Below are 11,482 nucleotides of genomic sequence, written 5' to 3' on the forward strand. Positions count from 1 at the left end.
AGTTATGGAACTTAATCGCCGCGACATCAATACCCTCAGCCGTTTTTTGCAGGATCAGGAATGCCTGCAAAAACGCTTTGGCTCAGCGCTGACACAATGGCTGGTGGACAATTATGGCGATCTGTTCCGACAGCAAGGCCAGATATGCAGCTTCAGCTCTGAGCAAAAACGCCGACTACGGGACGAGCTGCAAAAGGATTACCCGCGTTTTGACTGGTTGCAGGGACTGGAAACAGGTCTTGAACGCCTGGCCGTTACAGCCAGGCTGAACCAGGAAAAACTGGCCGATATTCGTCCCGATGATGATTTTGTGCTGGTTCGTCAGCGTGATGGTCTTATGCATACCTGCGGCCTCGATCTTCAGCTTCCCCCGCAAAGTTCGCTGCGTCTACCTGTTGAGCTGCTATTGCAAACTCCACCCAAGCAGATACTGGTGGTGGAAAATCTGGATGTATTTGATCACTGGCAGCGCGCCTGCGTAGCGGACGATATTGCCGACTCTTTGTTGGTTTACCGTGGCCATAACCGTCTGAACAGCGGCTTGAAGAAGTTGCTAACCCAGTTACCATCACACACGCAGGTGATTATGTTTAGTGACCTTGATCCCAAGGGGCTGGAAATTGCCATCAGCCTGCCTATGGTGACGCATATGTTGTTGCCTGCCAATCGCTGTGAACAACTGATCATGCGCAGCAGCCCAGGGGTTTTTAAAAAGCAGGGTAAGGCTTGTGCCTTTTTACGCAGACAGTTAACCAACGGCTGGCAGCCCTGGACCGACTGGGTGCTGAGCGGGCGCCTGGCGATAATGCAGCAGCATTTTCTGCAGATGGGCACCGAGCTTATCAGCGTCCCTCGGTAGCGGATTTGCTTATGCACCGCCAAGAAGCAGAGAGCGCAGGATATACATCAAAAAAATTTCTGTCTTTCTCCGTGCCCTCCGTGCCCTCTGTGCCTCTGTGGTGATATTTATCCAACTGAAATATTGATAACCACAGAGGCACAGAGAACACAGAGTGGTTGCAGATAATGTCACTCTGCACGCTATTTTCCGCGTCTCTGCGGTGAACGTATTTTCGTGGTGTTCAGGTGTTACTAGGTTGAAAATGTACCAGCGTCATGTTTTGCAATACCATGTTGCTGTACAGAAGGAATCCGAACCATAAGCTTGTTCGATATCAATAAGCCGTCAGGATGATATTGTTATCCTGGGCCTGATTGGGTGAACCAGAAAAATCAAGGAGTGAATGAGATGGCAACGACAGCGCGTATATTTGGGCTGGTGGCGGTAGTCGCCGCGGTAGCAGGCGGGATATGGTGGTGGAGTCAGCCGCAGTTGCCGCAGGGTATTATCTCTACCAATGGCAGGTTGGAAGCCACGCAAATTGAGGTGGCCACCAAAGTGGCGGGCCGGGTGGAAGAAGTGCTGGTGCAGGAAGGCCAGATGGTGCATCGCGGTGACTTGCTGGCCCGCCTGGACAACCAGCAGCTATTGGCCAAACAGGCGGAATTACAATCCAAGGTCGAGCAGGCAATGCTGGCGGTAGAGGAAGCCAAAGCCGGGGCAGAACAACGCCAAAGTCAACTGACCCTGGCGCAATCAGAGCTCAAACGCATTCAGGCGTTGGTAGCCCAAAAACTGCTGTCGCAGGATAAGCTTGATCAAGCCAAAGCCCAGTTTGATTCTGCCTCTGCTGCGTTGAAACTGGCCAATGCCAGTACTGAACGTCTGCTGGCCAGTGTCAGTGAAGCCAAAGCAGCGCAGCAGGAATTGCAAAGCCTGCTGGATGACACACAAATCCGTGCGCCGGGCAATGGTCGGGTGCAATACAAACTGGCGCAGGCCGGTGAAGTGCTGGCGGCTGGTGGCAGGTTGGTGACCCTGCTGGATTTATCCGATGTGTATATGACGGTGTTTTTGCCAGCCGATGTGGTAGGTAAGCTAGGGATGAACGAAGAGGCGCGTCTGATTTTGGATCCTATTCCTAACTACGTGGTGCCGGCCAAAGTCAGCTTTATTGCTGCCGATGCACAATTCACCCCCAAATCAGTCGAGACCCGGGATGCCCGTGACAGCCTGATGTTCCGGGTTAAGCTGGCCATTGATCCAGCCCTGCTGGACAAATATCAGGAAAAAGTGAAGACCGGTGTAAGGGGCATGGCTTATGTGCGTGACAGCGCAGATACGCCGTGGCCGGCCAGCCTGACCATCAGCTTGCCATGAATGCGCTGCAACAGTTGACCGACGTAGTACGCCTGCACAACGTCGGCCACCTCTATGGTGAGCTAACCGCGCTGGCACCTGTCAGTTTGTCGATTCCGGCCGGCTGTATGGTGGGCATAATCGGCCCGGATGGGGTAGGTAAATCCACCTTGCTGGCGCTGATTTGCGGTGTTAAGCGCTTGCAGCAGGGAAAGCTGCTGGTACTGGGCGAAAATATGGCCGATGTGCGGGCCCGCAGGCAGTTATTACCCCGTATTGCCTATATGCCGCAGGGACTGGGCAAAAATCTCTACCCGACCTTAAGCGTTGCGGAAAACCTGGCTTTTTTTGCCCAACTATTTGGCTTAAGCCGCCCCGCCTGTCAGCAACGTATCGCCCGCCTGACGCAAGCGACAGGCCTGGCGCCCTTTTTAGACCGTCCTGCCGGTAAATTGTCCGGTGGCATGAAACAGAAGCTGGGTTTGTGCTGTGCCCTTATTCATGACCCGGATTTGTTGGTACTGGATGAACCTACCACGGGGGTTGACCCGCTTTCACGTCGTCAGTTCTGGCAACTGATCGATGAAATTCGCGCTAGCCGACCTGCTATGAGTGTGCTGGTGGCTACCGCTTATATGGAAGAGGCACAGGGTTTTGACTGGCTGATGGCCATGGATGACGGCAAGGTGATTGCCACCGGTAGCCCGGCAAGCTTGCTGGAGCAAACCCATAGCCAGGAACTGGAGCAGGCTTTTATCACTCTGTTGCCGGACAGTAAGCGGCTCAATCACCAGGCGGTTCAGGTTACACCGCCTGGCCACTATGAAGGGCCACCTGCGATTGAAGCTAAGGATCTGACTCGGCGCTTTGGTGATTTTGTGGCGGTGGACAGCGTGTCGTTTCGTATAGAGCGGGGCGAGATATTTGGTTTTCTCGGCTCCAATGGTTGCGGTAAGACCACGACCATGAAAATGTTGACCGGCCTGTTACCATTCTCAAGTGGCGAAGCGAGACTGTTTGGCCGCCTGCCAGATGCCGCAGATATGCAAACCCGCAAACAGGTCGGCTATATGTCGCAAAGTTTTTCGCTGTATGCCGAGCTATCGGTGTTGCATAACCTGGAATTACATGCCCGCTTATATGGCCTGAAGGACCACTTCGCCAGGCAGCGTATTGAACAATTGCTGGTGGATTTTGAGCTGGTGCAGGTAAAACACAGCTTGCCACAAAGCTTGCCGCTGGGGATGCGCCAGCGACTGCAACTGGCGGTTGCCGTATTACACGAGCCGCAGGTGTTGATCCTAGATGAACCCACATCCGGGGTAGATCCCATTGCCCGTGATCAGTTCTGGCGCCAACTGCTGAGGTTGTCCCGAGAGCAGGGCGTTACCATCTTTGTTTCCACCCACTTTATGAATGAAGCATTGCGCTGCGATCGTATTTCCCTGATGCATGCAGGCAAGGTGCTGGCGGTGGGCAGTCCGGCTGAACTCACGGCAAACCGGCGGGCAAACAACCTGGAGCAGGCCTTTATTGCCTACCTGCAGGACGCGGCCAATACGCAAGCAAAACACAGCTTGCATGACACAAGCCCAGACAACGTGGTGGTGGAGCCTGAACGGCCGTCGCCACGATATCGTGCGTTGCAACGCTGGTGGGCATATGCCTGGCGTGAGAGCCTGGAAATCCGTCGCGACCCGATTCGACTGTTGTTTGCTCTACTGGGCCCGCTATTGCTGATGCTGACTTTCGGTTACGGCATTTCTTTTGATGTGGATAACTTACGTTTCGCGGTAGTGGATTATGATCAGTCCAGGGAAAGCCGGGTGATGCTGGAAGGGCTGGACGGCTCCAGCTACTTTGCCCGCCAGCCGGCACCCAAAGATAACGAGGATGGCTTAAATAAACTGCGTACCGGCGAGCTGAGTTTATTGCTGGAGATCCCGCCCGCGTTCGGACGGCAGTTAATGCAAGGCCAGCGGCCCCAAATTGCAGCCCTGGTTGACGGTGCTATGCCGTTTAAAGCCGAAACCAGTACAGGTTATCTTAACGCAGTGCTGCTTGGTGAGTTGCAACGTTTGCAGGCCGGGCAGCCGCAACCAGGCGGACTGGGTATGCCAGTGCAAGTACAAAGCCGGTTTCATTTCAATCAGGCATTTGAAAGCCGCTTTGCTATTGTGCCAGGCGTGGTGATGCTGATGCTGGCGCTAATTCCTGCCATGATGACGGCGCTGGGCATTGTCAGAGAGAAAGAAACCGGCTCCATTGCTAATTTTCAGTCCACCCCCACCCGGCGTCTGGAGTTTTTACTGGGTAAACAGGCACCCTATGTGCTGATTGCCTTTGTCAGTTATATATTGCTGATGTTGATGGCGTTGCTGGTGTTCCAGGTGCCGGTACAAGGTTCGCTGTGGGTACTAAGTTTAGGCGCGCTGTTGTATGTGGCTGCTACCACTGGGTTTGGGCTGGTGGTGTCATCTTTTACCCGCACCCAGGTGGCTGCACTGTTTGCGGCGGCGGTACTAAGCATCTTACCGGCCGTCAATTTTTCCGGCCTGCTGACCCCAGTATCTTCGTTGCAAGGGGCCGGTCGCTATCTGGGGCTGGCGTTTCCTTCTGCCTGGTTCCAGCAGATCAGCATTGGCAGCTTCACCAAGGCCCTGTCATTTATGCAACTGTGGCCCAATCTGTTAGCGCTGTTAGGGTTTATCGGACTGTTTACCTGGCTGGCCTGGCTGGGTTTGCGCAAGCAGGAGCGTTGAAGATGCAGTGGCGTCATGTCTGGCAATTAGGGGTAAAGGAGCTGTTCAGTCTGAAGGCCGATCCGGTGCTTCTGGGTCTGATCTTTTATATTTTCTCAATCGCGGTGTACACCGTTGCCACCGGCGTGAACTTTGAAGTTCGCAACGCCGCAGTGGCGGTGGTGGACGAAGATGACTCCGCACTTTCCCGGCAAATCGCCGCAGCCCTGCTGGCCCCGCAGTTCCAACCTGCGGTGAAGATCTCCGCCCGGCAACTGGATATGGTGCTGGAGCAAGGGGAGTTTGTGTTTGTATTGGTATTCCCGCCTGACTTTGAACGGGATGTGCTTGAAGGTAAGCAGCCGCAGGTGCAACTGAATGTGGACGCATCGGCGATGACTCAGGCCGGTAATGGCGCCACCTATATTCAGCAGATTGTTCAGGCTGAAAGCCTGGCATATCTGGCCCCCGGTGTGAATTATACCGACAGCCTGCCGGTGCGTTTGGAAGTGCGCAAGTTGTTTAATCCTAATGCTGATTCGGCCTGGTTTAACTCGGTTATGCAGGTGATCAACAGCGTCACTATGCTGGGCATTATCCTCACCGGCGCGGCGCTGATCCGCGAACGGGAACATGGCACTATTGAACATCTGCTGGTGATGCCGGTCACCCCGGCCGAGATTATGCTGGCTAAAGTCTGGGCAAATGGCCTGGTGATCCTGGTGGCGACTTTGTTATCCCTGGCGTTGGTGGTGCATCAGCTTTTGGCCGTGCCCATCCAGGGCTCGGTATTGTTGTTTAGTCTGGCGACGGCTTTGTATCTGTTTTCCGTCACATCGCTGGGAATTATGCTCGGTACCCTGACCCGCACCATGGCGCAGTTTGGTTTACTGGTGATCCCGGTGGTGGTGGTGATGTATCTGCTTTCAGGGGGCACTACGCCACAGGAAAGCATGCCTGACTGGCTGCGCTGGATTATGCAGCTTTCGCCATCCACTCACTTTGTATCGCTGGCACAGGATATATTGCACCGGGGGGCGGGCTGGTCGCTGGCCTGGCCACTGTTGCTGGTGTTGCTGGCGATTGGTCTGGTGTTTTTTGCTATTGCCCTGACGCGTTTTCGTAAAGCCATTGTCAGTATGGGCTAGTGACTGAAAAAGCGCCGCACCGCGGCGCTACCAGAGTTATTTTTTAACAAACTTGAGGGTCATACGGTCACTTTCCCCAATAGCCTGATATTTGGCTTTGTCTTCGTCACCTAAACGCAGACTGGGGGGTAAGGTCCATACGCCTTTGGGGTGGTCGGCGGTGTCTTTGGGATTGGCATTCACATCTGATTCAGCCGCCAGGGTAAAGCCCGCTTGCTCGGCAATACGTACCACCAGAGCCTGATGCATATAGCCGCTGCGCTGCTGATCTGATTCCGGACGGTCGGCCGGTAAGCGATGTTCAACCACGCCTAATACGCCACCTGGTTTCAGGGCTTTGGCAAATGCCTTAAAGCTGGCCAGCAGGTTTTCCTCGCCACCGTTCATATACCAGTTATGTACGTTGCGAAAGGTCAGCACCATATCGGCGCTGCCAGCCGGGGCAATATCCAGCTTATGCGGGGGCTGGAAAATGCTGACTTTGACATTGCCATACATCTCGGGATTGGCCGCCAGCTTTTCGCTGAAACGCTTGTGGGCATTTTGGTAGTACTTTACCTCGGACTCGGGGTCAAAACCGGCTGCATAGTAAGTACCACTGTCTTTAAGATAGGGCGCCAGAATCTCGGTATACCAGCCACCGCCTGGGGACACTTCCACCACAGTCATATCCGGCTTAATTCCGAAGAATTCCAGGGTTTGTTTTGGATGACGGTACTGGTCTCGGGCCTGATAATCTGCCGTACGCTGAGCATTGTTGATGGCATTATCCAGGCTGTCGGCTATAGCGAAACCACTGACACCCAGGGCCAGGCTCACCGCGCATAAAAGCTTTTTCATTGTCACTTTCCTTTGTTGCTGTTGTTGATTTTACTACGGCTTAAAAAAACCTGTTCAGCTTACAGAGCTATGCAGGCTTTGAAAACTTTCATCAATACGCATTTGAGTTGTAACAGGATATTTAGCAAATAGAACACGGGGTTGTTGTAAGGGGAATCCGCACCAAGTCTTAATGTTTTCACCGCCCCCTCTGTGATGACGGTATTCTGCTAAAAAGCATGAAAACCACAGAGGCACAGAGAACACAGAGTTGTCTAAGGGGATGATTACCCTTGGCGTATTTCTCTGTTCACTCTGCGTCTTTGTGAGAGGTTATTCGTGAGAAGGCTGATGCACCGCCGAGGTGCAGAGAGCGCTGAGTTTTCAACAGCCTACATTGAAAAATCTCCTGTATTTCTCAGTGCCCTCTGTGCCTCTGTGGTGAAATTTATCCGACCAAGATATTGATAACCACAGAGGCGCAGAGAACACAAAGTGGTTGCAGGTGTTGTCACTTTACAAGCTCTTCTCGGTGTCTCTGCGGTAAAAGGATTCTGTCCGTGGTTATTTTTATTCCTTAGTCCAGATACGGGTATTCAGATCCAGATCTTCCACGATGCCGGTAATAAATTCCAGATCCTGATAGATCTCTTCGATAACGTCCATATTGACCGAAGGTTTGAACAACTTAGGTTCAAAATAGGCCTTGCGGGTAGGAATCGCGATATATAACTGACCGCCGACGAAAGACAGTGCCACCCTGGCATCGGCTTCGTACCTGAAAGCCAGAAGCCGTCGCATCAAGGCCGGGGAAATTAAGTAGCGGGCTTCTACCTGGTCGTTACTGTAAACCTCAAAATAACGCTCAAACTCGGGATCTTCCAAAGCGACCCTGTCGTCGCGGGTGCCGAACAGATTACCTAAAGATTTGCCCAGGGCGGAAAACAAGCCGGTGCTGTCGGGCAGAATATAGGTTTTACCCTTAAAGTGTTTATTGGCGTCGGCGACAAAAAACAGGCCCTTAAAAATAGTGTGCCAGGTGGTTCGGGTACGACCTTTGGAATCCGTTGTGGTGGTTTTGTACTGAGTATGCAGTTCGGAAAATTCAAGCTGTGTTTTGCCCAGCTTACCTGTGACATGGTCTTCACCCTGGTATCTGTCATAGGCGCGTCGGTACAGGCCGCTTTCTTTGTACTTAACCGATGAGATCTCACCGCTGGGGGAGTACTTAAAGCTGCGATTAAAGGTACTGAGTAACTTGCCCACGACCTGCGTTTTATAGCCTTGTCGGTAGGCTGACCACTTACTGGCTACAAGCCAGTACATCAACATCGCGCTGATGCCGACAACCCAGAAGATAAGCTCAGGGCCCATATAATTCACCTGAGCATAGGCAAAGCTCAGCAAACCGAGCAGGGGCACAACAATACAGCCGATAAACAGGCGCTTGACCGCCTGTTGTCTGACGGAATCCAGCGCCTGTAACTGGCTTTTAAGCTGGCCTGAAAACAGGGTTGTTAGTTCTGCCTGCCTGGCAGAGTGGCTTGGGGTGACATCCATGTTGTTCACTTATCTGCCGAATAGCTGACCGACATTGACGTTTTCCCTTTGCGTTTCAGGGATTTCAAACAGAGCGCGCTGCTTCAGATTCATCCGGCTGGCAAACAGATTGGATGGAAACATTTCTATAGCGTTGTTCAGGTCGGTAACTGCAGCATTAAAGGCGCGGCGGGCCGCAGAGATTTGTTCTTCTACTTCATTGATGGTGCGTTGCAACATCACGAAGTTGTCGCTGGCTTTTAAGTCCGGGTAGTTTTCCACTGCAATATTAAAACGGGACATGGCGGCATTCATTTGTTTATCCAGTGCCACTTTCTGTTCACCCTGCAGGCCACCGGACTGCGCCTGGGCTCGCAGAGCGGTTAGTTCATTCAGCAGTGACGCTTCATGTTGCATATAAGCTTTCACGCTTTCCACCATATTGGGGATCAGGTCAAAGCGTTTCTTTAGCATCACATCAATGGACGCTTCTGCATTTTCCACCTGATTCTTCTTGCCAATCAGGCCGTTGTAAACAGAGATTGCTGCAATCACAACAACCGCAAGAATGACCCAAATAAGCCAGTTTTCCATTTGCTATACCTCTGGTAGGGATAAAAAAAGACAACCACCAAAGTACTTTGGTTGCCAGTGCTGCTGATTCTAAGCCTTTATCCTTAGCTTTTCAGCGACTATAGGTTTGGCCTTTGAGTGCAGGCTTGCGCTGTTTGTAATATCAGCCCCTTCAGGTCAGATCACCCAGACCTGACTTTATAGCGCTTTTTGTATTCACCGGGCGTCATACCTGTGGATTGATTAAAGGCCTTATAGAAGGATGAGCGGGCGTTAAAGCCAACCGCCAGGGCAATATCCAGCACGCTCTTGTTGCTGTCAATGAGTTGCGGTTTCGCGTCTTCAATACGGGCCTGATTGATAAAATCAAAAAAACTGATATCCAGATGCTGGTTCAGAGTCTGGGATATATATTGCGAAGGCACAGCGATGTGTTTGGCCAGCTTAAGCAGATTCAGGTCGGCATCCAGATGCACAGCATCCTGGCAGATGGCCTGTGTCAGTTTAGCTGCAATGCGTTCGAAATCATCAGCATTGAGCGCAGAGCGCTGGTACTTGGCCTTACTTTCTTCTGTGCTGGCCTTTGCGGCATTGTCCGACTCAATTTGAAAAACCTCGGCAAAGCCGGGTTTCTGACGAAGCCCTTTGGTTGCAAGCAGCCAGACTAAAATAAGGAGCAGCAGGAAGACCCCGGTATCGGAAACACCATATTGTTGGTAACGATTCTCTAAGGCCAGCACGGCTAACGCATATACCCAGGTAAAAACCAACAGCAAAGATATTCCTTTTACCCAGCGTAAGGTCTTGCCTTGTTCATTTGAATACATTTGCTTAATACGGGAATGATAATTCAGTGTTCTTTTAAATATAGCGATGACATAAATCAGGCTAAGCACGCACCATACAAGCAGCAAAGAAAAAAAACTCAGTGCGGAAAACGTTGCCATTGAGGTATTAACCGGAATATCCGAAAAGAACATATTGTTAAAGTCTTGCTCGGGTAACAAAAAAATAACCAGCGAGATGATGATTACCAGAGGCAGGGTTAGAAAATGTTTATTGGCTTTGCTGGTCCATTGCCAGGGCGCCTGTGCTATTAACGCTTCGTGGTATAACCATAAACTGGGTAATAAGGCGTAGAAGGCTATGGGTAACACCGCAATATAAAGTTGTCTAAGCTCAGCAAGTGCAGAGAAAACCACAGGGCCGCTGGCCAGAAAAATCAAACACAAAAGGATCAATGACAATGGCCGGCTTGCGTGATTTTTATGCTGTGGCAACAATAAACAGAGGCAAAATGCGGCAATCGCTAAAGCCATAGAAGATAAAAATAATTCGAGCATAAAATTACTTCTGCATAAAGCCTGGGGCTACCTTAACATATTCAACTGCACCAATAGATGCAATCGGCCGGACTTTAACATGACAGTCCACCTTGATATGTCCATACCACTTGTCCAGGACAGCAATAAGAGGCCGTTCCCGCATCTGCCCTTCAATACTGTGCCTGGCCTCTCTGTGTGCATACCACAGCAATAGGCATGACCTTTATCTGCATAAGCCCATGCGCAAATATATGCACTTTATGGTATTGGGCAACTAAGGGTGACAGGCCCTTTTATGTCCTCGCCACGTTGCGCAGACGAACTCTGCTGCCATGCCCGGTACTCTGTGTCGAAATAAACCGTTATTAAATCCACCTGGAGAAAATGTTTTATGACTATCAACACAGAAAATTCAGTTAACCGCGCACTACAGTGCACAGGAGCCGTTGCGTCCATGGGGATGGCGCTGTGTTATATTTTTATGTTCATTGTGTTTGGGGCGCTGCTGTCTTTTCCTGCATCGGAAAGCATAGCGGATAAAATTCAGTATATTGCAGAGCAACAATTACTGATCAGTCTTGCCTACTTGGTGGGGTATCTGGTTTTTGGAGGGCTATTACTTATCTCTGTGCAGGCATTGCATAATAAAATGCAATTAGCTAATTCAGGCTTGTTAAATACTGCCAGCTTATTCGGTATTGTCTGGGTCGTGTTAATGATGGCATCCGGTATGATTGCCCTGGTGGCAATGAATACCATGGTCAGCCTTTTTAATAAATCCCCACTTCAGGCTGAGACCCTTTTTTATACCTATAACACTATTGTAAATGGTCAGGGCGGCGGCATTGAACTCGTTGGAGGGTTATGGGTTTTGCTGGCCAGCATTTGCGGATTAGTGCATAAGATAATGTCAAAAGGTTTGCATATGCTGGGAGTGGTGGTGGGTACCTTTGGCGTTCTGACATTAATTCAAAGTATCCCGGAAATAAAAGAACTGTTTGGATTAAGCCAAATTGTCTGGTTTATCTGGTTAGCTTTGTCATTGCGTCCTGGCCGATAAAATATACTCATAAGGGCTGAAATGTATGACCGAACTCCATCCTATTGCGTTATTTCATTATATTGTTGTAACCCTGG

At 51.0% G+C, this 11,482-nt stretch carries 9 protein-coding genes; 5 read left to right on the forward strand and 4 right to left on the reverse strand.

Going from position 1 to position 11,482, the window contains the following annotated elements; genetic code table 11:
* Positions 1-4 precede the first annotated feature (4 nt).
* The 4 genes from CSR04_RS20505 (at position 5) to CSR04_RS20520 (ending at position 6,089) form a co-directional block, all read left to right on the forward strand.
* On the forward strand, positions 5-859 hold the full coding sequence (locus tag CSR04_RS20505; protein ID WP_102798207.1) for a DUF7281 domain-containing protein: 855 nt from the start codon (positions 5-7) through the stop codon (positions 857-859).
* A gap of 390 nt (positions 860-1,249) precedes the next feature.
* A complete protein-coding gene (locus CSR04_RS20510) occupies positions 1,250-2,221 on the forward strand; it encodes an HlyD family secretion protein (protein WP_102798208.1) in 972 nt (323 codons plus the stop codon).
* Positions 2,218-4,962 carry a ribosome-associated ATPase/putative transporter RbbA gene (gene rbbA / locus CSR04_RS20515; protein WP_102798242.1) on the forward strand — a complete coding sequence of 915 codons (2,745 nt, stop codon included), beginning with the start codon at positions 2,218-2,220 and terminating at the stop codon, positions 4,960-4,962. The genes CSR04_RS20510 and rbbA overlap by 4 nt, the downstream gene beginning before the upstream one ends.
* Positions 4,963-4,964: 2 nt before the next feature.
* Entirely contained in the window at positions 4,965-6,089 is a 1,125-nt protein-coding gene (locus CSR04_RS20520; protein WP_102798209.1) for an ABC transporter permease, read from the forward strand.
* Between the two features lie 36 nt (positions 6,090-6,125).
* Here the strand turns inward: CSR04_RS20520 and CSR04_RS20525 are convergent, their stop codons facing one another.
* The 4 genes from CSR04_RS20525 to CSR04_RS20540 form a co-directional block, all read right to left on the reverse strand.
* Positions 6,126-6,929 (reverse strand): class I SAM-dependent methyltransferase, encoded by an 804-nt coding sequence (locus tag CSR04_RS20525; protein WP_102798210.1) that lies wholly within the window; start codon positions 6,927-6,929, stop codon positions 6,126-6,128.
* Between the two features lie 549 nt (positions 6,930-7,478).
* Positions 7,479-8,468 carry a DUF3137 domain-containing protein gene (locus CSR04_RS20530; protein WP_146027215.1) on the reverse strand — a complete coding sequence of 330 codons (990 nt, stop codon included), beginning with the start codon at positions 8,466-8,468 and terminating at the stop codon, positions 7,479-7,481.
* A gap of 9 nt (positions 8,469-8,477) precedes the next feature.
* On the reverse strand, positions 8,478-9,041 hold the full coding sequence (locus CSR04_RS20535; RefSeq protein WP_102798212.1) for a LemA family protein: 564 nt from the start codon (positions 9,039-9,041) through the stop codon (positions 8,478-8,480).
* Between the two features lie 161 nt (positions 9,042-9,202).
* Complete coding sequence (locus CSR04_RS20540; RefSeq protein WP_172449446.1) at positions 9,203-10,267, reverse strand: helix-turn-helix domain-containing protein; 1,065 nt, start codon at positions 10,265-10,267, stop codon at positions 9,203-9,205.
* 469 nt (positions 10,268-10,736) lie between these two features.
* Here CSR04_RS20540 and CSR04_RS20545 point away from each other — a divergent pair, with 469 nt between their 5' ends.
* Complete coding sequence (locus CSR04_RS20545; RefSeq protein WP_146027216.1) at positions 10,737-11,405, forward strand: hypothetical protein; 669 nt, start codon at positions 10,737-10,739, stop codon at positions 11,403-11,405.
* The last annotated feature ends 77 nt before the right edge of the window (positions 11,406-11,482 follow it).

Source organism: Bowmanella denitrificans (genome assembly GCF_002887595.1).
Classification (GTDB): Bacteria; Pseudomonadota; Gammaproteobacteria; order Enterobacterales; family Alteromonadaceae; genus Bowmanella; species Bowmanella denitrificans.